This window comes from Dactylosporangium thailandense (assembly GCF_059739745.1).
This window is the reverse complement of the sequence record NZ_AP029195.1, coordinates 6,049,078-6,072,767: the sequence shown is the minus strand read 5'-3', so window position 1 is coordinate 6,072,767 and position 23,690 is coordinate 6,049,078. Positions and strand designations below refer to the sequence as shown.

26 protein-coding genes are annotated in these 23,690 nt (G+C 74.5%); 7 read left to right on the top strand and 19 right to left on the bottom strand.

Annotated features, from left to right (window positions below; translation table 11 throughout):
- Window positions 1-54 precede the first annotated feature (54 nt).
- The gene (locus AC6JBM_RS26695) at window positions 55-1,308 is read left to right on the top strand and encodes a winged helix-turn-helix domain-containing protein (RefSeq protein WP_497986304.1); all 1,254 of its coding nucleotides are present in this window, start codon (window positions 55-57) and stop codon (window positions 1,306-1,308) included.
- Here the strand turns inward: AC6JBM_RS26695 and AC6JBM_RS26690 are convergent.
- Both AC6JBM_RS26690 and AC6JBM_RS26685 read right to left on the bottom strand, forming a co-directional pair.
- Entirely contained in the window at window positions 1,242-1,631 is a 390-nt protein-coding gene (locus AC6JBM_RS26690; protein ID WP_497986303.1) for a response regulator transcription factor, read from the bottom strand. The two genes, AC6JBM_RS26695 and AC6JBM_RS26690, sit on opposite strands and share 67 nt — an antisense overlap.
- Window positions 1,632-1,733: 102 nt before the next feature.
- Window positions 1,734-2,165 carry a hypothetical protein gene (locus AC6JBM_RS26685; protein WP_497986302.1) on the bottom strand — a complete coding sequence of 144 codons (432 nt, stop codon included), beginning with the start codon at window positions 2,163-2,165 and terminating at the stop codon, window positions 1,734-1,736.
- A 133-nt stretch (window positions 2,166-2,298) separates the two neighbouring features.
- Between AC6JBM_RS26685 and AC6JBM_RS26680 the strand changes: the two genes are divergently transcribed.
- Window positions 2,299-3,357 (top strand): DUF2855 family protein, encoded by a 1,059-nt coding sequence (locus tag AC6JBM_RS26680; protein ID WP_497986301.1) that lies wholly within the window; start codon window positions 2,299-2,301, stop codon window positions 3,355-3,357.
- Here AC6JBM_RS26680 and AC6JBM_RS26675 read toward each other — a convergent pair.
- The 8 genes from AC6JBM_RS26675 to AC6JBM_RS26640 all read right to left on the bottom strand — a co-directional run bounded on the left by AC6JBM_RS26675 (window position 3,344) and on the right by AC6JBM_RS26640 (window position 10,413).
- Complete coding sequence (locus tag AC6JBM_RS26675; RefSeq protein ID WP_497986300.1) at window positions 3,344-3,787, bottom strand: GNAT family N-acetyltransferase; 444 nt, start codon at window positions 3,785-3,787, stop codon at window positions 3,344-3,346. The genes AC6JBM_RS26680 and AC6JBM_RS26675 overlap by 14 nt on opposite strands.
- 36 nt (window positions 3,788-3,823) lie before the next feature.
- On the bottom strand, window positions 3,824-4,504 hold the full coding sequence (locus AC6JBM_RS26670; RefSeq protein WP_497986299.1) for a LuxR C-terminal-related transcriptional regulator: 681 nt from the start codon (window positions 4,502-4,504) through the stop codon (window positions 3,824-3,826).
- On the bottom strand, window positions 4,501-5,682 hold the full coding sequence (locus tag AC6JBM_RS26665) for a sensor histidine kinase (protein WP_497986298.1): 1,182 nt from the start codon (window positions 5,680-5,682) through the stop codon (window positions 4,501-4,503). Before AC6JBM_RS26665 ends, AC6JBM_RS26670 begins: the two co-directional genes overlap by 4 nt.
- A 78-nt stretch (window positions 5,683-5,760) precedes the next feature.
- On the bottom strand, window positions 5,761-6,381 hold the full coding sequence (locus tag AC6JBM_RS26660) for a carbohydrate-binding protein (protein ID WP_497986297.1): 621 nt from the start codon (window positions 6,379-6,381) through the stop codon (window positions 5,761-5,763).
- Window positions 6,382-6,495: 114 nt separating this feature from the next.
- Window positions 6,496-8,016, bottom strand: coding sequence for a DUF1996 domain-containing protein (locus AC6JBM_RS26655; RefSeq protein WP_497986296.1), 1,521 nt, complete (start codon window positions 8,014-8,016; stop codon window positions 6,496-6,498).
- Between the two features lie 156 nt (window positions 8,017-8,172).
- Window positions 8,173-8,421 (bottom strand): DUF3040 domain-containing protein, encoded by a 249-nt coding sequence (locus tag AC6JBM_RS26650; RefSeq protein ID WP_497986295.1) that lies wholly within the window; start codon window positions 8,419-8,421, stop codon window positions 8,173-8,175.
- Between the two features lie 101 nt (window positions 8,422-8,522).
- Window positions 8,523-10,028 (bottom strand): alkaline phosphatase PhoX, encoded by a 1,506-nt coding sequence (locus AC6JBM_RS26645; RefSeq protein WP_497986294.1) that lies wholly within the window; start codon window positions 10,026-10,028, stop codon window positions 8,523-8,525.
- Window positions 10,029-10,128: 100 nt separating this feature from the next.
- A complete protein-coding gene (locus AC6JBM_RS26640; RefSeq protein WP_497986293.1) occupies window positions 10,129-10,413 on the bottom strand; it encodes a DUF1905 domain-containing protein in 285 nt (94 codons plus the stop codon).
- A 118-nt stretch (window positions 10,414-10,531) separates the two neighbouring features.
- Between AC6JBM_RS26640 and AC6JBM_RS26635 the strand changes: the two genes are divergently transcribed.
- Window positions 10,532-11,881, top strand: a complete 1,350-nt coding sequence (locus AC6JBM_RS26635; protein WP_497986292.1) for a S1C family serine protease — start codon at window positions 10,532-10,534, stop codon at window positions 11,879-11,881.
- 114 nt (window positions 11,882-11,995) lie between these two features.
- Window positions 11,996-12,151 carry a hypothetical protein gene (locus AC6JBM_RS26630; RefSeq protein ID WP_497986291.1) on the top strand — a complete coding sequence of 52 codons (156 nt, stop codon included), beginning with the start codon at window positions 11,996-11,998 and terminating at the stop codon, window positions 12,149-12,151.
- Window positions 12,152-12,266: 115 nt separating this feature from the next.
- On the opposite strand, the gene AC6JBM_RS26625 is transcribed toward AC6JBM_RS26630, so the two are convergent.
- Entirely contained in the window at window positions 12,267-12,701 is a 435-nt protein-coding gene (locus AC6JBM_RS26625; RefSeq protein WP_497986290.1) for a hypothetical protein, read from the bottom strand.
- A gap of 18 nt (window positions 12,702-12,719) precedes the next feature.
- On the bottom strand, window positions 12,720-12,956 hold the full coding sequence (locus tag AC6JBM_RS26620; RefSeq protein WP_497986289.1) for a hypothetical protein: 237 nt from the start codon (window positions 12,954-12,956) through the stop codon (window positions 12,720-12,722).
- Window positions 12,957-13,222: 266 nt separating this feature from the next.
- Here AC6JBM_RS26620 and AC6JBM_RS26615 point away from each other — a divergent pair, with 266 nt between their 5' ends.
- Window positions 13,223-14,224, top strand: a complete 1,002-nt coding sequence (locus AC6JBM_RS26615; RefSeq protein ID WP_497986288.1) for a hypothetical protein — start codon at window positions 13,223-13,225, stop codon at window positions 14,222-14,224.
- Here AC6JBM_RS26615 and AC6JBM_RS26610 read toward each other — a convergent pair.
- The 7 genes from AC6JBM_RS26610 to AC6JBM_RS26580 form a co-directional block, all read right to left on the bottom strand.
- Window positions 14,158-15,123 carry a lysylphosphatidylglycerol synthase domain-containing protein gene (locus AC6JBM_RS26610; RefSeq protein WP_497986287.1) on the bottom strand — a complete coding sequence of 322 codons (966 nt, stop codon included), beginning with the start codon at window positions 15,121-15,123 and terminating at the stop codon, window positions 14,158-14,160. The two genes, AC6JBM_RS26615 and AC6JBM_RS26610, sit on opposite strands and share 67 nt — an antisense overlap.
- A gap of 41 nt (window positions 15,124-15,164) precedes the next feature.
- Window positions 15,165-16,049 (bottom strand): glycosyltransferase family 2 protein, encoded by an 885-nt coding sequence (locus AC6JBM_RS26605; protein ID WP_497986533.1) that lies wholly within the window; start codon window positions 16,047-16,049, stop codon window positions 15,165-15,167.
- The gene (locus AC6JBM_RS26600; RefSeq protein WP_497986286.1) at window positions 16,049-17,254 is read right to left on the bottom strand and encodes a cation:proton antiporter; all 1,206 of its coding nucleotides are present in this window, start codon (window positions 17,252-17,254) and stop codon (window positions 16,049-16,051) included. Before AC6JBM_RS26600 ends, AC6JBM_RS26605 begins: the two co-directional genes overlap by 1 nt.
- 6 nt (window positions 17,255-17,260) lie before the next feature.
- The gene (locus AC6JBM_RS26595) at window positions 17,261-17,743 is read right to left on the bottom strand and encodes a cation:proton antiporter regulatory subunit (protein ID WP_350613064.1); all 483 of its coding nucleotides are present in this window, start codon (window positions 17,741-17,743) and stop codon (window positions 17,261-17,263) included.
- Window positions 17,744-17,935: 192 nt separating this feature from the next.
- Window positions 17,936-19,222 (bottom strand): ArsB/NhaD family transporter, encoded by a 1,287-nt coding sequence (locus AC6JBM_RS26590; RefSeq protein WP_497986285.1) that lies wholly within the window; start codon window positions 19,220-19,222, stop codon window positions 17,936-17,938.
- Window positions 19,223-19,301: 79 nt separating this feature from the next.
- A complete protein-coding gene (locus AC6JBM_RS26585) occupies window positions 19,302-19,595 on the bottom strand; it encodes a hypothetical protein (protein WP_497986284.1) in 294 nt (97 codons plus the stop codon).
- A gap of 68 nt (window positions 19,596-19,663) precedes the next feature.
- Window positions 19,664-20,341 carry a M23 family metallopeptidase gene (locus AC6JBM_RS26580; protein ID WP_497986283.1) on the bottom strand — a complete coding sequence of 226 codons (678 nt, stop codon included), beginning with the start codon at window positions 20,339-20,341 and terminating at the stop codon, window positions 19,664-19,666.
- 256 nt (window positions 20,342-20,597) lie between these two features.
- On the opposite strand from AC6JBM_RS26580, the gene AC6JBM_RS26575 reads away from it, so the two are divergent.
- Both AC6JBM_RS26575 and AC6JBM_RS26570 read left to right on the top strand, forming a co-directional pair.
- Complete coding sequence (locus tag AC6JBM_RS26575) at window positions 20,598-22,472, top strand: protein kinase (protein WP_497986282.1); 1,875 nt, start codon at window positions 20,598-20,600, stop codon at window positions 22,470-22,472.
- 195 nt (window positions 22,473-22,667) lie between these two features.
- Complete coding sequence (locus AC6JBM_RS26570) at window positions 22,668-23,645, top strand: TerC/Alx family metal homeostasis membrane protein (RefSeq protein WP_497986281.1); 978 nt, start codon at window positions 22,668-22,670, stop codon at window positions 23,643-23,645.
- Window positions 23,646-23,690: the final 45 nt, after the last annotated feature.

The following is a 23,690-nucleotide window of genomic DNA, read 5'->3' as shown; positions in this document are numbered from 1 at the left end:
CGACGGTACGCGCCCCGCGGCGTTCTAGGCAAGGCTCCTGCCTAGCATTGGCACATGGACCCCGCGCCGTCGTCGTCACCGTCCCTGGACCTGGTGCGCTCGCTGACCGACGAGCGGGTGCTGCGGGCCCTCATGCGGCACCGGCGGCTGACGCGGGCCGAGCTGGCCGCCGAGACGGGCATCTCGAAGCCCACGGCGGGGGAGAGCGTGCGCCGGCTGGAGGAGCGCGGCCTCGTCGCCGACACCGGCGAGCGCACCCTCGGCGGCCGGGGCCGGGGCCGGGTCGGCTCCTACTACGCCCTGTCGCCCGCGGCCGGCGCGGCGCTCGCGGTCGCGATCGCCCCGTCGGGCATCACGGGGGAGCTGCTCGACGCCTACGGCGAGACGATCGCCCGGACCTCGCACCCGCTCGGCCGCCCGGCGTCCCCGTCCTCGGTCGCCGCCGCGCTGGCGGCCGCCGCCTCCTCGCTGGGCGCCGCTTCACCGCCGGGCGCCCCTTCACTGCCGGGCGCCCCTTCGCCGCCGGGCGCTGCCTCATCGCCGGGTGGGGCCCGCCCGCGCCTGGCCGTCGTCAGCGCGGCCGACCCCGTCGACCGGGCGAGCGGCCGGCTCGTGCACCTGCCGGACTCGCCCTTCCTGGTGGGCGAGCTGGACCCGGTGGGGGTGCTCGCCGGGCACGTCGCCGGCCCCGTGACGGTCGACAACGACGTGAACTGGGCCGCGCGGGCCGAGCGGGCGCACGCCGGGGACGACTTCGCGTACCTGTACCTGGGTGAGGGCCTGGGCTGCGCGACCGTCGGCGGCGGCGCGGTGACCCGCGGCCGCGGCGGGCTGGCGGGGGAGATCGCGCACCTGCTCACCGCCGGCCCCGGCGGCCGCGCGGTGCCGTTCATCGAGGTGTTCGGCGCGATGGGGGTGCGCCGGCCCGGCTCCACCGCGATCGACCCCGACGCCCTGCTGGCCGCGATCGCGGCTCGTGCGTCCGACCGTCTCCTGGTGGCCCGGGCGGTCGCGGGGGGTGGTGGCCGCGATCGTCGCCCTGGCCGATCCCGGCCTGATCGTGCTGGGCGGCCCGTGGGGCCCGGCCGTGCTCGGCCCGGTGCGGGAGGCGGTGGGCGGGCTGCCGCGCACGGTCCCGGTGGAGGCGGCCGTGCTGCGGCGGGAGCCCGCCCTGGCCGGGGCCCGCCAGGACGCCCTGGACCGCCTGCGCGGCGCCATCGTCGCCGACGCGGCCGGCTAGCTCAGGACAGGAGCAGGTCCTCGAGGCTCGACAGCAGCGTGCGGGCCGAGTACGGCTTCGTCAGGTAGGCGTCGGCGCCCGCCATGCGGCCCTCGGTCTCGAAGTTCACCTGGGTGCGGGCGGTGAGCATGATGATCGGCACCGCCATCGTCGTGGAGAGCATGCGCAGCGTGCGGCACACCTCGACGCCCGACATGCCGGGCATGGACACGTCCAGCACGACGGCGTCCGGCGGGCGCCGCTGGATCAGGGCGATCGCCGACGGCCCGTCCGCCGCGGTCGCGACCTCGTAGCCGCCGCTGCGCAGCTGCGTGGCCATGAGCTCGCGCAGGTCCTCGTCGTCGTCGACCGCCACGACATATCCGTTGTGCCCGCCGGCCGGCTCGAACATGCCGTACCCCCTCGTGAGACGTCCCTGCCCGCGATCCTCCGCCGGCCGGGGAGCACGGGGCGCCCGTGCGGGGTGCAAGGCGGTTGCAGAAGCCTCCCGGCCTCAAGCCTCGGGCAGGGCCTCGCGCTCGGCCTGGGCGACGAGCTCCAGGGAGTCCTCGGGGCCGAGGCGCCGCTCGCACAGGTAGCCCAGCATCGACCACGTCGCGTCGGAGACGTCCTGCTCCGAGTACGGCTCCAGCAGCCCCTCCTCGCCGAGCTGGGTGCGCAGCAGGGCCTCGCCCACCGCGGGGTCGACCTCCACGTCCTGCGCCATCGTGGCCACGAACTCCGCCACCGAGTCGCGCGGCGTGTCCTCGTCGAAGAGGCTGCGCACGGCGAGGCGGATCGCGGCCCGCAGCACCGGCGCGTCGTGCTCGTCCGGCGGCTGCTCCGCCGCCCGCGCCGCCGCGTCCTCGTCGCCGGCCAGCAGCGCGACGAACACGGCCCCCACGCGGGACCGTGGCGTGTATCCGTCCTCCTGCTCACTCCCCATGCGACCGAGCGTAGCCAAACAATGCCGCCGCCGAGGACCGCGCCGATCGCCCCCGGCCGTGGGCAGCGTCACCCTGGAGGGGATCGGGCGGGCGGCTTGAACAAAGATGCACAAGGGGTGCAGGATGTGTGCCATGTGGGTGTTCGGGGTCGATCGGCAGCAGTTCGGCGTCACCACCGTCGAGGAGGTCGCCGCGCCCCGGGCCGGGGACGGGGAGGCCGTGCTGCGCGTCGACCGGGTCGGGGTCACCGCGAACAACGTGACCTACGCGGTGCTCGGCGACGCCATGCGCTACTGGGAGTTCTTCCCGCCCGCCGCGTTCGGGCTGCCGCCGCGGTGGGGCCTGGTGCCGCTGTGGGGTTTCGCCGAGGTGGTCGAGTCGGGTGTACCGCACGTGCACCCCGGATCGCGCGTCTACGGCTACCTCCCGCCCGCCGGGCACCTCGTCGTGCGGCCGGGCCGGATCGACGAGACCGGGTTCCGGGACACCAGCGAGCACCGGGCGGAGCTCCCCTCGCCGTACAACGCCTACCGGCTCACCACCGGCGACGCCGCCTACCGGGCCGATCGCGAGGACCTGCTGGTGCTCTTCCGGCCGCTGTTCTTCACCTCGTTCATGCTCGCCGACCAGGTGCTCGACCACGACGCCTACGGGGCCGAGCGCGTCGTGCTGTCCTCGGCCTCGAGCAAGACGGCGTACGCGGCCGCCTTCGAGCTGCGCGGGCGCGGCCCCCGCGTCGCGGGGCTCACCTCGCCCGGGAACGTCGCGTTCACCGAGGCGCTCGGCTGCTACGACGAGGTGCTGTCCTACGACGAGGTCGGGGCGCTGCCGGCCGTACCGACGGCGTATCTGGACCTGTCCGGCGCGGCGGCGACGCGGGAGGCGCTGCGGGCGCACCTCGGCGAGCGGCTCGTGCGCGACATCGCGGTCGGGCTCACCACCCAGTCCCCGAACGCGCTCGCGGCCGGCGAGGTGTTCTTCGCCCCGGCCCGGATGCGCAAGCGCTCCGCCGACTGGGGCCGCGAGGGGCTCGACGCGCGCTTCGCCGAGGCCTGGGAGCGCTTCGCCGCCGCGGCCGCGGGCTGGGTCGACGTCCGGACGGGGCACGGGCCGGAGGCGCTGCGGGAGGCCTGGCTCGAGGTCGCCGCCGGGCGCACGCCGCCCCGGGCCGGGCACGTCATCCGGGCGTGAGCGGCATGACGTACTGGATGAAGCCCCGATGCTCGGCCACCCGGTCGTAGAGCCGCCGCGCGGTCGCGTTGTCCTCGCGGGTGTGCCAGTAGACGCGCTCGCACCCGCGTTCGCGTGACACCTCGGCGACGGCGGCGATGAGCGCCCGGGCGGCACCGCGGCCCCGCACCTCGGCCGCGGTGAAGAGGTCCTGCAGGTAGCAGGCGTCGCCGGAGGTCGTGCTGGGGTGGAACAGGAAGTGCGTGAGCCCGACGGCGCGCCCGTCGAGCCGCGCCACCAGCGCGTGGACTCGGTCGCCGCGCCGGAAGTCGGCCCAGGCCCGCTCGTAGCGCTCGTCGGGCCAGGTGCGGCCGTAGAACGCGTTGTACCCGGCGAAGAGCTCCTGCCACGCGGCCCGGTCGCCGTCGCCGAGCCTGCCAACCTCGATCATGGTGACACCCTAAGCCGCCGCGGTCGCGGCACGGGGCTAGCGGATCGAGGTCCAGCGGACCACGGCCTCGGTGCGGCTGCGCACCTGCAGCTTGGCGAAGACGTGGTTCAGGTGGTTTTTCACGGTCTTCTCGGTCAGCCGCAGGCGGTGCGCGATCGAGGCGTTGGACAGGCCCTCGCAGAGCAGGTGCATCACGTCCTCCTCGCGCTCGGTCAGGCCGAAGTGGCGGCGGGCCGCGGCGCGGCGCTCGGTCTGCTGGTGCCGGCTGCGCTCGCGGGCCTGCTGGTCGCGGACCATCGACGCGGCGACGGAGGCGGCGACCGGCGACAGCCAGCCGCGGCCGCCGGCGACCTCACGGACCGCGCGCTGCAGCTCGGCCGGGTCGAACTCGCCGTGCACGAGATAGCCCCGGGCGCCCTGGTGCAGCATGCCCGCGATGAGCTCGGCGTCGTCGTCGCTGGTGAGCACGAGGACGCTGCTGTACTGCGCGATCGTGGCGATGACCGACAGCCCGTCCGCGATCGGCATGCGGTGGTCGAGCAGCGTGACGGTCGGCCGCAGGCGCCGGGCCGCGGCGATCCCCTCGCGCCCGTTGGCCGCCTCGCCGAGCACCCGCACCCCGTCGCCGCCGTCGAGGATGCCCCGCAGCGCGCCGCGCACGATCGGGTTGTCGTCCACGATCAGCACGCCGATGTGGGGCGCGCCCGGCCACGTCACGCGGCACCGACCGGGGCGCCGAGGGCGACGCGGACGGTGATCGTGGTGCCGGCCCCGGGCGCCGAGTCCACGTGCAGGTCGCCGCCGGCGTTGCGGGCCCGCTCGGTCATGCCCACGATGCCGAAGTGCCCGGCGCTCTGCAGGCGGCTGAGGTCCCGCGGCACGGCGAAGCCCTGGCCGTCGTCGGAGATCTCCAGGAGCACCCCGCGCCGGGTCGGGGCCAGCCGGACGACCACCCGGCGGGCGAGGGCGTGGTTCGCGATGTTCGCGAGGGCCTCGCGCAGGATGCGGCTGAGCTCGTACGACACCGGAATCGGCGGATCGACGGGCTCCAGGATGGTGCGCACCGGCACCCCGGCGGCCGCGCTCCAGGCGTCGCACAGCTCGCGCACGCTGGTGGCGAAGTCGCGGTCGGGCACGTCCAGGCGCATCTCCTCGAGCAGCTCGCGGGCCTGCCGGGCGGCGGCGGTCGCGCCCGCGGCGACGGTGCCGGCGAGCTGCTCGGCCAGGGCCGGCTGGCGGCGCAGCGAGGTGGGCAGCGCGAGGGCGGCCAGGGACACGCCCCGCAGCGTCTTGCTCACCGAGTCGTGCAGCTCGCGGGCGAGGCGGGCCCGCTCGGACGCGGCCGCGGAGCGCTGGGCGGCGTCGACGAGGCTGCGCGACAGCTCCAGGTAGCGGGCCAGCGCCGAGGTCAGCACCGACGTGCCCAGGCCCGCGAGCGCGCCGGCGACCGGCAGGGCGACGACGAACGCGGCCATCTCGGCGGGCGGGTCGAGGCGGTGCAGCACGCGGCCGATGACGGCGAAGCCCAGCGCCCCGTGCAGGATCCACACCGGCACCGCCCGCAGCCCGAGCAGCACCCCGGCCAGGGCGCCGGCGCCGGCGGCGAAGCAGAAGTACGCGATGCCGCCCCGGCTCAGGGCCAGCACGGCGAGCACGAGGACCGCGTCGGCGGCGACGGCGGTGACCGGCAGCGCGGCGAGGCGGGGCCAGCGGGCGAGCAGGCCGAGCTGGACGCCCGTGCCCACGGCCACCAGCGCCAGCACCTCGACCAGCCGCCACCGGTCGCTCACCAGGAGCAACCCGGCCGCGGCCGCGATCACCGTCGCGAGCGCGCGGCCGACGAGCACGGCCCGGGCCAGCGCCGCCGCGGCCACCGCACGGTCGGTGTTCACCACGGCAGGGACGCTACTGGGCGCCTGCCCGCGCGCGCAGCGGGGGCTCGGGATTTGCGCCGCAGTTAAGCGAAACCTAAGTCAGGCGATCACGATCTCGTCGAGGTCGGGCGCCGGTGACTCGTCGTTGAACAGCGTCAGCCGGACCTCCCCGGCGGGCAGGTTCGCCGTGAACCGGAACGACTGCGGGACCGTCCAGTCCGGGCCGGTCACCGGGAACACGCGCGGGGCGGCGGTGCCGATGCGGACCTTCAGCGTCCGGTTCCCGTCGGCCTCGTAGTACACGGTCACGGTCCGGGTGCCCGCGCTCGGCAGCGTGACGCGCACGACGAGGGTGCATTCGGCGCACATGTACCGCACCCGCTTCCCGCCCCGGCAGGTGCCGCACGCGGTCGCGGAGGCGCCGCCGGTGAGCGTGTTCGCGGGGTCCTCGGCCTGGATGCTGATCGGCGCGAACCCCGGCGGCGGCGAGGCGCTCAGGCCGAGACCCAGGCCGGGACTCGGGCTCGCGCTCGGGCTCAGGCCGGGCTGGAACGCGCTGGCGACCGTCTGCGGCGTCCGGCTCGGCCGGGGCTCGGCCCGGTCGTGGTCCGGGGCGATCAGCGGCGGGACCGCGACGGCCGCGCCCGCGATGCCGACGGCCACGGCCGTGACGCCGATCCACTGCCGCGGTCGGCGCGTCGGCAAGCCGCCGTCAGTCACGCGTGCTCCTCGTCCCTCCGGCGACCCGCGCCCGACAATACGCCACGGCGCCGCCGCCCCCTGCGGGACGACGGCGCCGGGTCTTACCGGTGGGGTGTACTTTCCGGTGGAGTGTTACGGCAGAACGTAGTTGTTGTTCAGGACGTACGGCGCGGGCTGCTGGTCGTCGCGCCCGTCGTGGCCCTGGGCGTCGCACTGCCGGGCCGCCACGATGCACCCGTCGATCATCGCCTTGAGGGTCCGGTCGTCCCACGCGTTGACGAAGTCGTAGTGGAACGTCGGGCCGGCGCCGCTGGCGAAGTGCACCTTCGACATGTCCCCGTTGACCGGCCAGGCCATCTTGAACTCGAGCTTCGGCACCGCGACCGGGTGGTCGTCGGGGCAGACCACGCCCGCGGCCGAGTGCGTGTCGATCGGGTAGGCCATGTGCGACTGGTGGTCCGGCGAGTCCAGGTGCAGCCCGTCCCAGCAGCTCGGGGCCTGGTAGCGGATGTTGAGCTTCACGCTGCGGTCCGTCGGGCAGCTCAGCGGGATGTTCTTGTTCTCGTAGCTGTCGCCGCACTCGAAGCCCTTCTCGGTCGCGGCGAGGAACTTGTCGGCGTCGGTGTTCTTGGCGTTGCCCACGACGAAGCGCAGGCCCTTCGGGAACGGCCGGATGGTGCGGTAGTCCTGCACGCCGGTCTTGTAGTAGATGGTCTGCAGGCCCTCGGGGTTGACCGCGACGTCACCGTTGTAGAGCGTCGGCATCCAGTACGCGGACAGGTCGCCCTTGGCCTTGCAGGTGGTCGAGCCCGCGACGAGCGAGTCGACGGTCGTGTTCGCGTTCGTCGTGGTGTTGCCCATGAAGGTGTGCATGTGCGACGCGCCCGCGAGCCCGGGGAACACGATCGGGTCGTCCTGCAGGTTGCCGCGGCTGACCGAGCAGTTCGCCTGGAACTCGTGGAAGCCGCCCTTGTTCGGCGGCACCTCGTGCGACGGCTTCACGTTCGTGACGGGGTTCGGCGCCATGATCCAGCCGGCCTGGGCGGTCGCGGTGGACGTCGGCGTGGCGCCGCCGGTCGGGACCGGCCCGGCGCTGGACGGGCCGCCGGTGACCGGGCCGACCGTCGCGGTGGCCGGGGCGCCGGAGGTGCCGAAGACCTGGAGCTCCCACAGCGAGAAGCCGTAGCCCGAGGAGCGCGCGGTGCCGTAGAGCCGGACGTAGCGGCCCATGCCGTTGACCGTCAGCGTCTCCTTGCCGCCCTTCGACGTCGTCGTGGAGTACACCGTGAGCCAGCCGGTGCCGTCGGAGGACGTCTGGATCTGGTAGGCGGTGCCGTAGGCGCGCTCCCACTGCAGCACGACCTTGCCGATCGCGGTGGGGGCGCCGAGGTCGACCTGCAGCCACTGCGGATCGCTGAAGGCGCTGGACCACCGGGTGCCGGTGTCGCCGTCGACGGCGGCCGAGGCGGGGTAGGCGCGCCCCTCGCTGGAGGAGGCGGTCGCCGGCTTGCCCTGGGACACGGGCGTGGCGTCGGCGCTGGCGGAGCGCAGCGGCCCGGTGGCGAACCAGCCGAGCAGGCCGACGAGCGCCACCGCGATGCCGGCCAGCACGAACAGCCGCGATCGGGGCTGGTGCCGGAGGGACAGGGTCATCGATTCTCCCGTGGGGGTTGGATCACCACTTGCGTCAGGAACGCTAGTGATCGCCGCCCCCGCGATCCTGGGCCCAAAGGCCCAGACCGGGTCCCAATCGACGGGCTCCCGCGCGCAGCGTCCTCGGCCTCCGCCGGCCGGGGTCAGGTGTCGGGGTCAGGTGTCCAAGGGCTGCCAGAGGCCCGCGGCCACGCCGAAGGCGCCCGCCGACAGCACGGCGAGCGTGGTGTCGTGGGCCATGAGGCTGGCCGGGAGCGCGCAGCCGGCCGAGAGCAGCGCGCCGGTCGCGAGGCGGGTGCGCCAGCGGCGCACCGGGCGCAGGGCGGTCAGCGCCCGCGCCAGCTCCGGGTCCTCGCCGGACAGCGACTGCTCCAGCTGCCGCAGCCGCCAGTGATCATCGGACACCCCGTGATTCTCGGGGCGAAGTACGACGAACGTGCGGAGACGGTATGACGAACACGCGACGGGGGCCCGGGCGAACCCGGACCCCGTCGGTGCACGTGCTGCTAGCCGAGGTACTTCTCCCACGGGCCGGTGATCGCGAGCGTGATGCCCGGCGCCTGGATGTTCACGAACAGGATCTTGCCGTCCGGCGAGAACGTCGGGCCGGTGAACTCCGAGTAGGTCGGGGAGCCGTTCGAGGTGCCGTTGCTGAGCATGTTGCGGGCGATCGCGTAGGTCGGGCCGCCCGGGATCGAGCTCAGCACGTGCGAGGCCTTCACGCCGTCCTCGGCCAGCACCAGCGAGCCCCACGGGGTCACGGTGACGTTGTCCGGGCCGTCGAAGACCATGTCGGCGTACTTCGGGTTCGGGCCCTCACCCTCCGACTCCGGGTTGTGCGGGAAGTACGTCACCAGCGTGATGGTCTCGTCGCTGTAGTCGTAGAACCACACCATGCCGTCGTGCTTGGTCGCGCCGGCCGGCAGGTCGTTGGCGCCGAAGGCGAAGCTGTTGACGATGTAGCAGCCCTTGTTCGTGCTCCACACGCCCTCGAACTTCTTGCCCCGGGTGACCTGGCCGTCGGCGAACTGGGTGCGGACGGTCTTCGTGCGCGCGTCGCGGTCGGGGACCTCGACCCAGCTCACCTTGAACGGGCGGCCCAGCTGCGCCGAGGTGAGGAACGCGACGTCGGGCAGGATGCTGCCGTCGTCGAGGCGGATCTGCATCGCCTCGAGCTTGCCGGCGTCGTCGGCGAGCGTGGTGGCCAGGCCCGCGTGCAGGCGGGCGCCGCGCGGGGCGCTCCAGCGGTAGAACAGGCCGTTGGGGCCGGAGGCGTCCTCGGAGAGGTACACGTGCTTGAGGTTCGGCTCGACCGCGAGGGCCTCGTGCTCGAAGCGGCCGAACGCCTTGATCGGCTTCGGCAGCTGGTGCTTCGAGTCGCTGGTCAGCACCTCGAAGACGTAGCCGTGGTCCTTCTCGTAGGTGCCCGTCTGGCCCGCCGCCGACCACGTGGCGCCGGCGTTGATGAAGGTCTCCTCGCAGGTCAGCCAGGTGCCCCACGGCGTGACGCCGCCGGCGCAGTTGCGCACGGTGCCGGAGATGCCGACCCACTCCGCCCGCTTGCGGCCGTTGCGGTCGGTGGTGATGACCGTGCAGCCGCTGGCGTTCTTCGCGCCCGGGTCGTAGACGGTGCCCTCGATGTGCGGCACGCCGTAGGCGGACATGTACGGCGTCATCTCGTGGTTCTGGATGATGGTCAGGCCGTTGCGGTCCGCGCCCACGACCCCGGTGCCGTCGTGGTAGGCGGGCGTCTTGCCCTGGCCGAAGGACATGTCGGTCTCACCCTCACGGGTGACGATCGCGTATGAGAAGCCCGCGGGCAGCGCCAGGATGCCCTTCGGGTCGTCCTGCAGCGGCGGGAAGGGGCGGCCATTGCCGTTCGGCCGGCCCCCGTCGTTGCCGCCGTTGTGGGCGGCGGCGGGCTCGGCCAGGGTCGGGAGCGCACCCGCAACGGTCAGCCCGACACCCGCGGCGGCCGTGCCGGACAGCACTTGACGACGAGAAATGGTCATGAGGGCACTCTGCTACGCCACAGCCGAATGCAGATGCGTGAGTGTGTGAGTGGCGGGTGGACGGGCGATGAACGGCCCGTGAATCCGCTGCTAGGTAAGGCTAACCAACCCTGAGGTGGACGGTCACGACATCGCCGACGTCGATGCCCTCGCTGCGGCGCACGGCCGCCCGCAGGGGGACAATGTACCCGCCGTCCTTGGCGAACATCGACGTGGTCCACTGCGAGCCGCCGACGCGGACCGCGACCGGGATCATGCCCCAGCCGTAGCTCACCATCCGCGCCAGATCGGCGATCGCCGCGCACTCGGCGGCGGGCACGGTCACGAAGTGGTGCGGGGCGGGGCCGCGCCAGAACCACACCTCGCCGTCGAACGCGATGTCCATGACTCCAGTTCTACCGCCTCGCCATCGGTCCCGGTCGTTTTGCGCGGCCGATCGAACCTTCGGCGGTCCGCGTCCGTAGTCGCCGGTAGATGGCCGACTCCCGGGCGGTGGTGGACGAATGACGGCTTCGCGCTACGACGTGCCGGTGACCGCGGTGCCGGTCACCTCGGTTATCGGGGCGGAGCGGGGCTGGGACGGCTGGGGCGACGGTCCGGTGCCGCCGCCCCGCCCGCCCGAGTGGAACCGCCCGTCGCGCGCCTACGACCGGTGGCCCGATCCCGGCTGGGGCCCTCCGCCCGAGCCGCGGCGGGCGCTGCGGCGCGGGGGAGCGGTGCTGCGGTGGGCCGTCGGGGTCGTCATGCTCGTCGGGCTCGCCGCGCTGGTCAGCGTCGCCGGGCTGGTGGCCACGCTGGAGGCGCGCTCGGACAGCCCCCGGCCGCGCCCCACACCGACCGCCGCGCGGCCCGGCGCGGTGGTCCCGGCCCCGCCCGGCGACGCGCTGTCCGCCACCCCGGAGGCGTCGCCGGCCACCTCGGCCCCGGCCGCGCCGCTGGACACGGCGACGATCGTGGCGACGGTCAACCGCAGCGTCGTGAACATCACCAGCACCCTCGGGCTGCGCAACGCCCGCGCGGCCGGGACCGGGGTCGTGATCGGCTCCACCGGGCTCGTGCTCACCAACAACCACGTCATCGCGGGCGCGACGGCGATCAGCGCCGTGACCGTCGCCAACGGCCGCTCGTTCGCCGCGACGGTCGTCGGCTACGACCGCACCCACGACATCGCCGTCATCCAGCTCGCCGGCGTCTCCGGCCTGACCCGCCTCGGCGTCGCCGACTCGGCCCGCGTCCAGGTCGGCGACGAGATCGTGGCGGTCGGCAACGCCGGCGGCAACGGCGGGGAGTCGGTCACCGGCTCGGTCACCGGCCTCAACCGCACCATCACCGCCCAGGACCCCGACGGCGGCGGCTCCCAGCGGCTGTCCGGCCTCATCCAGGTCGCGGCGGACATCAAGCCGGGCGACTCCGGCGGCCCGCTCGTCGACCGCAGCGGCCGGCTCATCGGCATCAACACGGCCGCGTCGACCGACACCGGCCAGGGCGTCGGGTTCGCCATCCCGAGCAACGCGGCCCTCGCCATCGCCCAGCGCATCACGAACGGCGAGTCGTCGGACACCGTCCACATCGGCCCGACCGCCCTGCTCGGCGTCACGGCGTCCGACGCCGGCGGCAAGGCGGGCGGCGCCGAGGTCTCGGGCGTCCTGGCCGGCAGCCCGGCCGAGCGCGCGGGCATCGGCGCGGGCGACGTGATCCGCACCGTGGACGACGAGGACGTGGCCGGCGCGTCGTCGCTGACCGCCCTCATCGACGCCCACCAGCCGGGCGACACCGTGCGGGTGACGTGGATGGACCGCGGCGGGCGCACCCACACGGCGAACATCCGCCTCGCGACCGGCCCGGCCGGCTAGGCCCTGTCCTGCGCCGTGGCGGGCGCACCCCGGCGGCACCGCGCCGGGAACCCGGGGGCTCCGGGCGCTGCCGAGCATCATGGCAACGCCATCCGCCGACCTCGGAGGTACGCCATGGGGATCGTCCGACCGTTCACCACCGGGATCGTCGCCGTCGCGGCGTTCCTGGCCCTGCTCCCCGCCTCGGCCGAGGCGGCCCCGCCCGGCAAGGGGCAGGTGCTGCAGTCCGCCGCGTGCAAGTTCCGCTCCCCGGCCTGCCGCTGGAACTGAACCCACAGAGCAACTCGTCGAACGGAGCAAGTCGTCAAGACTTTGTCATGAACCGGCGGTAGCGTCGTCGTACTCCGGGTCCACAATGGCCCGCGATGCCTGCCGCGAACCGGACTCACCTCGCCGGCGCGCTCCGTGTGCGGACCGCGCCGGGCGTGCGGGCCGGGCGGGTGCTGCAGCTGGCCTCCGTCCTGCCCGTGCTCGCCGTCACCGGCTGGCTGCTCGTGGCCGTCCCGCTGGCCGCGCTCGGCGCCTTCCACGCGTGGACGGTGCTGCCCGCGGCCGCGGCGGCCGCGGTGCTGCTCGTCCGGCTGGCCCGGCCCGCCCTGGCGGCCGCCCGGACCCGGCCCGCGCCGTGGTGGGCGGTCGCGTCGACGCTCGCGGTCGCCGCGGCGTTCGCGGCGCTGGCCATGGCCACGCACAGCGAGCAGGCGGTGCTGCACCGCGACGCGGGCACGTACGCGCAGATCGGCCTCTGGCTCAGCGGCCACCCCGGGCTCACCGCGCCGGTGCCGGCCGAGGCCTTCGGGGGCGCCGCCGACGAGGTCACCTTCGCTCATCCCGGGTTCTACGAGCAGGACGGGATGATCGTCCCGCAGTTCATGACCGGCTGGCCGACGCTGCTGGCCGCCGCGCACTGGGCCGGCGGCTGGACCGGCATGTTCGTGCTGCCCGGCCTCGTCGGCGGCCTCGCCGTCCTCGCCGTCGCCGGGCTCGCCGCGCGGATCGCCGGGCCGCGCTGGGCCCCCCTCGCCGCGCTGCTGCTCGCCGCCGCCTGGCCGATGCTGCGGGTGAGCCAGACCACCTACTCCGAGCCGCTGGCCGCGCTCATGCTCGCCGGCGGGCTGGCCCTGCTGCTGGACGCGTGGCAGAGCCGCCGGGCACCGCTGTTCGCCCTGGCCGGGCTGGTGCTGGGCGGGGGCGAGCTCGTCCGGCTCGACATGGCCGTCGACTTCGCGCTCGTGCTGCCCGCGATCGGGTGGTGGTGGGTGCGCCGGCAGCCGGGGGCCCTGGCCTTCGCGTCGGGGGCGCTGGTGGGCGGCGGGCTGGGGGTACCTCGACGCCCGGTACGTGACGTGGCCGTACGTCCAGGTGAACTGGTCCTCGGTCCGGCCGATGGCGCTGCTGCTGGTCGCGGCCGTCGTCGGGACCGTGGCCGGGGCGATCCTCCTGCGCCGCCGGCCGCTGCGGCTGAACCCCAGGCTCGCCGTCGCGCTGGTCGTGGCCGGCGGGATCGCCCTCGCCGCGCGGCCCTGGTACTGGACGGACCACTCGGTCACCGCCGCGTCGACGATGGACTACGTGGCCTCGCACCAGCGGCGGCTCGGGCTGCCCGTCGACGGCACCCGCGGGTACGCCGAGCAGAGCCTGTCCTGGGTCTCGTGGTACTTCGGCTGGCCCCTGCTCGTGCTGGCCTGGGGCGGGCTGATGGCGGCCGCCGCCGGCGTGGCCCGCGGGCGGCAGTGGCGGCTGCTGCCGATCCTGCTCGTCTACGCCGGTTCGGCCGCGGCGACGCTGCTGCGCCCGGCCATCACGCCGGACCACCCGTGGGCCGACCGGCGGCTCGTCGTCGAGGTGCTGCCGGCCGTCGTGCTGCTCGCCGTCGTCGCGCTCGCCGGGCTGGCCCGGATGCGGCTGCGGGTGCCGTGGATGGCGGCCCTGCTCGCGCTGGCGATCGGCCCCGCGCTGTGGGTGACGGTGCCGCTCGCGCCGCTGCGCACCGAGGTCGGCGAGCCGGAGGCCGCGGCGCGGCTGTGCCGGGCCCTGCGCCCGGACGACACGGTGATCATGATCGACACGCAGTGGGCCCCGACCGTGCGCAACCAGTGCGGGCTGCCGGTCGCGCAGCTGCCGGACCCGACCGTCGACCGGCTGCGGATGGTGGCCGCGGCGGTGCGGGCGGCCGGGCGCGACCCGGTGCTGATGTCCACGTCGACGTTGCCGCTGCTGCCGTACGGCCTGCCCCTCGAACGCGTCGTGTACCAGGACGAGCGCGAGGACCAGCATCAGCTCGCGCGGCGCCCCGACGGCACCGACCCGCGGCTGCTGGAGTGCTGGCTGGTCCGGGCGTAGGCGAGGCCGGCGAGCATCAGGTCGGCCGCGGTCATCACGGCCCGGGACAGCAGCGCGACGGCGGCCGCCGCCCCGCCGCCCGCCACGGTGGCGAGCAGCCCGACGAGCACCAGGTCCCGGGCGCCCGCGCCGGCCGGGGCGATGACGACCAGGAACCCCAGGCACCAGGCGAGCGCGAACCCGCCCACGCACACGACCAGGGCCGGGCCCGCGTGCTCGCCCAGGGGCCGCAGGGGCCGCAGCAGCAGCCACACGTGCGCGCCGAACAGCAGCCACGTCACGACGGCCCACCCGGCCGCGGCGAGCACCGCCCGGCCCGGCAGGGGCCGCTCGAGCGGGGGCCGGCGGGTCAGCCGCAGCGCGCGGGCGATGACGCGGTTGAGCACGGCCGGGTGCAGGGCGGCCGCGGCCACCGGGGCGGCGACGAGGAGCCAGCGCAGCCGGCCGTCGGATCCGGCGAGCGCGAGCGGGAGGGTCGCGGCCGCGGTGAGCAGGCCGGCGACGAGGGAGACGCCCATGGTGAGCAGGCCGGCCGCGGCGGTCCGCGAGCGGGGCACCCCGTGCGCCCGGGCGAGCTCCATCTGGGCGACGATCGGCCAGACGGAGCCCGGGAGGTACTTGCCGAGCTGCCCGGCGAAGAAGACCCTCGCGGCCGGGAGTGCCGGCAGCGGGGAGCCGAGCCCGTCCAGCACCGCCCGCCACGACTGGAGGGTGGCCAGCAGCCCGGCGACCGCGGCGCCCGCGCCGAGCCCGACGGCCGCGACCCCGACGTCCCGCGCGGCGGCGGCGACGGCGGCGCGGTGCGGCCAGATCGCGGCCGCGCACCCGGCGAGCGCCGCGGCGAGGAACCCCCAGCGCAGCCAGCGGCTGCCGAGGACCTGCCGCGCGAGTCGGAGCATCGGCCGAGCCTAACGGGTGGGCCGCGGCGGCCGGCGGCCGCTCACGCGTCCGGGCGCGAGCGCACGACGAGGTCGGCCAGCAGGGCCACGGAGGCGATGATGAGCCCGGTCAGGAACACCAGCACCGTGTTGGTGGCCAGGCGCACCGGGTGCACGACGACGTCGACGACGCTCTTGACCGTCCCGGCGCCGATGAGCACCAGGGCCGGCGGCATCAGGGCCTTGAGCGGGTTGAAGTACATCACCATGCGCAGCACCTGCAGCAGGTACCGGTAGGCGTCGCGCACGAACCGGAACTTCGATCGCCCGGCCCGCTTGCCGTAGTCGATCGGCACGTAGGCGACCCCGTGCCCGTTGGACAGGAACGCCAGCGTGATCGTGGTGACGCAGGAGAACCCGGGCGGGAGCAGCCGCAGGTAGGGCGCGGCGACCGAGCGGCGGAACGCGCGCAGCCCCGAGTTGAGGTCCGGGATGTCCTGCCCGGCCAGCCACTCGGCGATCTTGCGGATGGTCCACTTGGCCGGGATCCGCAGCAGCCGGTGGCTGCCCTGCTCGGAGGTGCGCGCCCCGACGACCTGGTCCACCGTGCCGTCCTCGCGCAGGCGCCGCACCAGCTCGGGGATGCGCTCGTTCGGGTACGTCAGATCCGCGTCGGTCCACACGACGATCTCGCCCCGGGCCATCCGCGACCCGAGCCGGCGCACCGTGCCCGCCCCGCCGTTGCGGCCCATCTGGACCACCTGCACCGCGGGCAGCACGGCCGCGGCCCGGCGCAGCTCGTCGAGGGTCGTGTCGGTCGAGGCGTCGTCGACGGCGAGCACCTCGTAGCGGTAGCCGGAGGCGTCGAGGGCCGCGCAGATGCGGTCGAGCTCCTGACGCACGTGCGCCGCCTCGTTGTAGCACGGCAGCACGACCGACACGTCCATCACGTGGTCTCCGGTGCGGGCACGGTCTCCGGCGCGGGCACCGGCAGGCCGCGCTTGCGCGCGATGCGCCGGCTCAGCGGCTCCAGCGAGCGGGCCAGGATCGGGCCGAGGACCGCGAGCACGAGCACGTACGCGGCGGCCAGCGGGCCGATGCTCTCGTTGAGCCCGGCGGAGACGGCAAGGCCCGCGATGACGATGTTGAACTCGCCGCGCGGGCTCAGCGCCACCCCGGCCCGGGCCCGGCCGAGCGGGCTGATCCCGGCCCGGCGCGCGGCCCACCAGCCGGTCGCGAACTTCGTGGCCACGCCCACGACCGCCAGCAGCACCGCGATGCCGAGCATCGGCGGCAGCGCGGCCGGGTCCGTGTGCAGGCCGAAGAAGACGAAGAACACCGCGGCGAACAGGTCCCGCAGCGGGCTGAGCAGCTCCCGGGCGGTGTGCGCGAGCGGGCCGGACAGCGCGATGCCGACGAGGAACGCGCCGACGGCGGCCGAGACCTGCAGCAGCTGGGCGACGCCGGCCACGAGCACGGTCAGGCCGAGCGCCTTGAGCAGCAGCACCTCCTCGTTGGGGGAGGCGACGAACATCTCGACGTACCGGCCGAACCTGAGCGCGATGACGAGGATGACGGTGATCGTCCCGGCCGCGATGGCCAGGGTCGTCAGGCCGGCCACGAGCCCGACCCCGGCCAGCAGGGCGGTCAGGATCGGCAGGTACACGGCCATCGTGAGGTCCTCGAAGACCAGCAGCGACAGCACGATCGGCACCTCGCGGTTACCGAGCCAGTTGAGGTCCTTGAGCACCTTGGCGGTGATGCCGGAGGAGGTCACGTACGTCACGCCGCCCAGCGCCACCGCGGCCACCGGCCCCCAGCCGAGGATGAGCGCGGTCGCGACGCCGGGCGCCGCGTTGAGCACGAGGTCCACGACACCGGCCAGGGCGTTGTGCCGCAGGGTGCCGACGAGCTCCGGCGCGGTGTACTCCAGGCCGAGCGTGAACAGCAGCAGGATGACGCCGATCTCGGCGCCGGTCGCGGTGAACTCCTCGCTCGTGGCCAGGGGCAGGATGCCACCCTGGCCGAACGCGAGCCCGGCGATGAGGTAGAGCGGGATGGGGGAGATCGCGAACTTCGCCGAGACGGCTCCGAGCAGCCCGAGGCCGAGGATGACCGCGCCGATCTCGATCAGGGCAGCAGCACCGTGCATGCGCGGTCAGCCGTTGGCGAGGATGTTGATGACAGCGTCCGTTCCGTCGGCCGTGCCGACGACCACGACGAGGTCACCAGGGTCGAACACGAAGTCGGGCCGCGGGCTGGCGAGGATCTGGCCCGCGCGGATCACGGCCACGATCGACGCGCCCGTGCGCGTGCGGGCCTGGGTGGCGCCGAGGGAGCGGCCGTCGTACGGCGAGCCCGCCGTGATCGGCACCTGGACCGTCTTGAGCCCGGTGACCTGCCGCTGCAGGTCGGCGAGGCGCTCGACGATGCGGGCGGTGCCGAGCAGTTCGGCCACGCCGTTGGCCTCGTCGGTGCTCAGCGCGAGGGTGGCCACCACGGTGTCGGGGTCCTCGCTGCTGTAGAGGACGACGTCGCGGCGGCCGGAGACGTGCGACAGGACCGCCGCGTGCTGGCCCTTGGCGGTCACGAACTCGTGCCGAAGGCCGATTCCGGGCAGGGCGGTGCGTTCGACGTCCATCGTGCGTGCTCCCAGCTGACTTGCCTGCTTGAGGAGGCGGGCGGGCAGCCGTGTCCGCTGCCCGCCCGCCGGTGCCGCAGCAACCCTGGCGAATCGATATGACCGTGGTCCCGCGGCGCTATGACAGTCTTGTGACGAACTGCCCCGAACCGTTCAGTGGCACTGGACGGTTGTCGTGGCACGGGATGGTTGTCAGGCGAAGTAGCGCAGCCAGACGTACCCCCAGGCGATGACGGTCGTCACGATCGTGGTGATGATGCCGTACCGCGTGAACTGCCAGAAGCTGATCGGCTCCCCGGATCGGGCGGCGATGCCCAGGACCACGACGTTGGCGCTGGCCGCGACCGCGGTGCCGTTGCCGCCGAAGTCCGCCCCGAGCGCGAACGCCCACCACAGCGACCGGCCCGTCTCCGGGTCCGGCGTGGTGGCCACGATGTCCTCGACGATCGGGGCCATCGTGGCGACGTAGGGGATGTTGTCGAAGAACGCGCCCAGGATCGCCGAGCCGAACAGCAGCCCCGTCGCGGCCGCGAAGTAGTCGTCGCCGACCTGGCCGGTCGCCCAGGTGCCGATGCGGTGGATGACGCCGGTCTCCACCAGGCCGCCGACCATGACGAACAGTCCCATGAAGAACACGAGCGTCGACCACTCGACCTCCTCGAGGTACTTCTCCGTCGACACCCGCGAGACGAGCACCATGAGGCCGGCGCCGAGCAGCGCGATGATCGCGGGCTCGACATGGATGACGGCGTGCAGCGCGAAGCCGGTCACGACCAGCGACAGCACCGCGAGGCAGCGCCACAGCAGCCGCCGGTCGGTGATCTCGGCCCGCGGGTCGAGCGCCATGATCTCGGCGACGCGCTCGGGGTGGTACTCGAAGCGCTTGCGGAACATTACCCACGCCAGCAGCACGAAGAGCGCGAACAGCACCGCCACGATCGGCGCCATGTGGATGACGAAGTCGTTGAACGTGAGCCCGGCCCGGCTGCCGATGATGATGTTCGGCGGGTCGCCGATGAGCGTCGCCGCGCCGCCGATGTTGGACGCGAGCGCCTCGGCGATGAGGTACGGCGCGGCGGGAATGCCCAGCTTGCGGCAGACCAGCACGGTCACCGGCGCCACGAGCATGATGGTGGTGACGTTGTCCAGGAACGGCGAGGCCACCGCGGTGATGACCATGAGCATCACGAGCAGCTTGTACGGCCGGCCGCGCGAGCGTTTCGCGGCCCAGATGGCCAGGAACTCGAACAGGCCGGTCTGCTTGATGACCCCGACGATGATCATCATGCCGAGCAGCAGGAAGATGACGTTCCAGTCGATGCCGGCGTGCTCGGAGAAGAAGACGTCCTGGCCGGGCACGAGCCCGAGCAGGGCCATGGCCCCGGCCGCGCCGAGCGCGACGGCCACGCGGTGCACTTTCTCGGTGGCGATGAGGGCGAAGGCCACGGTGAAGATGGCGATCGCCAGGACGGCACTCATATGGGCGTACCTCCTGAAGGCAAAACGGGTCTATGCCGTCGACCCGGACGGGCCACGGCTGATGCGTTTCGGTGTGCCTTCAGGAGCTGGGAGGACCCCGGCAGCCGGCGGGCTCGCCGGACCACCCGATGCTGAGCTTCGTCGTGGACTGTTCCGCGGGGCCGCCGGTGAAACGCGGTTGCGCCTCGCCCTCGGCCGCGACCGGCGTCGCGGACACCGCGTCGCGCACGTCGGCGGCGAGCATGGCGTGCGCGGGCGCGGCACGCTGCACCTGGAACGTGTCGCCGGGCACCGCGTGGTGCGCGAGGCTGAGCCCGAGCAGCAGCGCGCAGACCGCAAGGGCCAGTCCGGCCACGGCCGCGCGTGCTCGCATGCTCACCCCCTGCTAAAACGCCGAGAATACCAGGGGGTGTGAGTCCACTGTGGACGTCCGGCGGCCGGTCAGGCCGACGGCCGCGCCGCGGTCGCCGTGCAGTTGCGGCTGGTGCGGACCTGGTCCGGGGAGTGCTCGTCGCTGGTGATCCCGGAGGGCACCCCGTCGAACACGGCCTCCACCTTGTCCCCGTTGCCGCGGGTCCGCTTCGGGTCGAGCCGATCGTTGAGCTGCTCGTAGTGCAGGTGGTCGACGGTCGTGGACCCGGTGTGCCCGACGACCCCGATCGGCTGCCCGGGCGTGACGGCGTCGCCGGTGCGCACCCGCGGGACGGCTCCGAAGTGCCCGTACTCGGTGAACCAGCCGCCGCCGTGGTCGATGATCACGCCGTACCCGAGCCCGCCGCGGGTCCCGGACGCCCCCGCCGGGGCCGGCTTGCCGTCGCCGAGCGTCGCGCTCCACCCCGCCCAGGTCACGGTCCCGCCGGCCGAGGCGAGCACGGTCCGGCCGCCGGTCGACCCCGACGTGGCGAAGAAGTCGATGTCGAAGTCGTCGTGCCCCGGGTACGTCGTGAGCGTCCAGACCTCACCGCAGGGGAACGGCATCTGGAAGGCGGGCCGCGGCCCCGGCGGCGGGGGCGGTGCCGGCGGCTCCCCGGCCCGCTGCCGGATCGCGACGTACGACACCGCGACGCACCCGGCGATGACCGCGAGGGCCACGAGCCGGTACACGCCGCGCGGCGTCACCCGGCCCGTCCGTACCGCACCATGGCCCCAACTGTGCCACGGGCGCGCTGTGGTGATCCTGGCCACACGCAAGCCCCCGCGAGGGGGATTCGGACGCCCCGTGGGTACTCGGAAGACCTGTGGATGCCCCGCGGATGGCCCGGGACCAGCCAAATCGACACCTAACCGTCACGTGGCGGGCAGGCGGCGGACGGTAGGGTAGCAGTGCGGCAAGGGTGGGGCATCCGGGCAGAGCTGGGGGGCGTTGCAGGAGACCATGGAGCTTGATGGGCGGTATCGCCTGGACCGGGTGACCGGGACCGGGGGGACCGCGGAGATCTGGCATGGCGCCGACCGGCTGCTGCATCGGCCGGTCGCGGTTCGCATTCCGCATCTGAGCGCGGCCGACGTCACCGACCGGTTCCTCACCGGCGGGCGCATCGCCGCGCGGCTCGTGCACGCCAACATCGCCGCCGTCTATGACGTGGGCGTCGCCGACCTGCCGGAGCGGGGCTCCACGCCCTACGTCGTCATGGAGCTCGCCGAAGGGCCGTCGCTCGCCGTCCTGCTCGGCGAGGGGGCACTGTCGTGGCGGGAGGCCGCCCGGATCGGGGCCCAGGTCGCGGCCGCGCTCGCCCACGCGCACGGGCAGTGGGTCACGCACGGTGGCCTGACGGCCGCCAAGATCCTGCTCGGCGAGCTCGGGGCCAAGGTCGTCGGGTTCGCCGGGGACGGCGAGTTCGAGCCCGCCGCGGCCGCCGCCGACGTGCGGGCCCTCGGCGGGGTCCTCGCCGGCTGCGTCGGAGGCCAGGTCGGCGACGGCGCCCCGGCCGAGCTGTTCGAGCTGGTCGACCGCTGCCTGCGCGTCGACGCCGCCGAGCGGCCCTCCAGCGACGAGGTCGCGCTCATCCTCGCCGAGCTGTCCGGCACCACCGTCGACCTGCCGGCCTGGCTGAGCGAGGCGGCCGAGTCGCGCCGCACGGCGGTGCTGGCCAACCTGCGCCCCGACGCGCAGCACGCCGACCGCCGGTCCCGCGCCGCCCGCCTGAGCCGCTCCCTGCGCTCCGGGGGCTCCGCCCTGGCCGACCGCTTCGGCAACGCCGCCCGCGCCATGCGTTCGGAGCGCGCCGCCCGGGCCATGGGCCCGCAGCGCGCCGGCACCGCCGAGGACCTGATCCGCCCCGCCGGCGAACTCGCCTGGGCCACCGACCCCGGGCGCCCGGTCGCCGGCCGCCTCGACCTCGACCTCGCGCACACCAACGCCGACGACGCCATCGTCATCCGCACGGCCGTGGACCCCGCGCACCCGGCCCCCGCCGAGGACCAGACCTATCCGGTCCGACCGGCCGTCCGCCGCCCGGACTTCGTGCGCTCGGCCGCCGACCGCTCCGACCTCGCCCGGCTGGTCGCGGAGCGGTCCGGGTCTGACCGTCAGCCCCGCCACGCGGCCGGCGAGGAGACCCGCCCCCTGTCCGTCGCGCCCCGGCCGCCGGTCGGCGCGCGGGCCGCGCGGAGCGGGGCCGGAGCCGCGATCCTGGCGCGGACCGGGCTGGCCGGCGACGGCGGGCTCAACGGGAGCCTCCGGGCGTTCGGGGAGTGGATGCACGAGCAGGCCGGGCGGTTCCGGTCGCGGCGCTGGGCGCTGCGCACCGGGGCGGTGACCGCCGGGGTCGTGGTCGTGCTCGCCGGTGCGGTCGGGGCCCTCGGGTCCTCCGGGACCGGGATGGTGCCGTGGCTCGGGCGGTCGCCCGAGGTCGTCGCGGTGCCGCCGGTCGACCTGCCGCCGACCGGCCAGGACGTCGCGCCACCGGCCACCGCCGCGCCCACCGCGAATGCGCCCCGGCCCACGCCCACCACCGCGACGACGGGCAAGAACCGGCCGGTCACCAGCACGACCGGGGCCGTGAATCCGGCCCCGCCCCCGCCGTCGGTGCCGCCGGTCGAGAGCTCGGCGTCGCCGAGCGCCTCGGCCTCGCCGTCCGCGTCCGCCTCGCCCACGGTGTCGGTCTCGCCGAGCGGGACGCCGGAGCCGACCGGCTCGGCCGAGCCGAGCGCGTCGAGCCCGGGCGATCTGGTCAGCGCCCCGCCGGCCGGGGCCGACCCGAACGCGGCCTCGGGGCCGCCGCCCGGGTTCGTGGAGACGTCCGGCTGAGGCCTGCCGCATCGCCCGGGGCCGGGCCCGCACTCAGGGAACGTCCAGGTTGGGCCCGTATGCTCGGCCGTTGAGGGGAGTACCTCGCAAGGTCGTTCCGGTCAGTACGAGCCGCCGATGCGGTTCCCGGGCGGCCACCCGCCGGGCGGGTGAGGGAGACCTCGAACGTGTGACGCTGCGTTCGAGGAGACCCGCATGCCCGCCGAGTCCATCGCGTCCCCCCAGCTCTGGGCGGCGACCATCGCCGTCCTGCTCGGACTGCTCACCCTCGACTTCATCCTGACCCGCAAGCCCCACGACGTGCCGATGCGCGAGGCCGTGGCCTGGTCCGTGTTCTACCTCGCGCTCCCGGCCGTCTTCGGCGTCTACGTGTGGCTCGCCCACGGCAGCGAGCCCGGCGTCGAGTTCTTCACCGGCTACGTGGTCGAGAAGTCGCTCTCCGTCGACAATCTGTTCGTCTTCATGCTGCTGCTCGGCGCGTTCGCGGTACCGGCGAAACTGACCCAGCGCGTCCTGCTCTACGGCATCGTCGGCGCGCTCGTGCTGCGGGGCGTGTTCATCGCCGCCGGGGCCGCGCTGCTCAGCGCGGGGACGTGGGCGTTCCTGCTGTTCGGGGTCGTGCTCATCGTGACCGCGGCCAAGGTCCTGCGCGACGCGCTGCGGCACGACGAGCACACGGTCGACCCGGGGAACATGCGCGCCACGCGGCTGCTGCGCCGGCTCATGCCGGTCACGGACGAGTACCACGGCGCCCGGCTCACCATCCGCCAGGCCGGGCGGCGCGCGCTCACCCCGATGGCCCTGGTCGTGGCCGCGGTGTTCCTGACCGACGTGGTGTTCGCGGTCGACTCGGTGCCGGCGGTGTACGGCGTGACCAGCGACCCGTACCTCGTCTTCGCCACCAACGCGTTCGCCCTGCTCGGCCTCCGGGCGCTGTACTTCGTGCTGCGCAACGCCCTGTCGAAGCTGCGCCACCTCAACCACGGCCTCGCGATCATCCTCGCGTTCATCGGCGCCAAGCTCGTGCTGCACTGGGCGCACACGGTGTGGTCGTGGGTGCCGGACGTGCCGACCCCGCTCTCGCTGGTCGTGATCATCGCGACCCTGGGCGCGGTGACCGCGACGAGCATCATGGCCAACCGCCGGGAGGCGCTCGCCCGCGCACGGCCATGACCGTCGCGCGAAGCGCCGCGCGGGCAGGGACGGGCACCCGCGCGG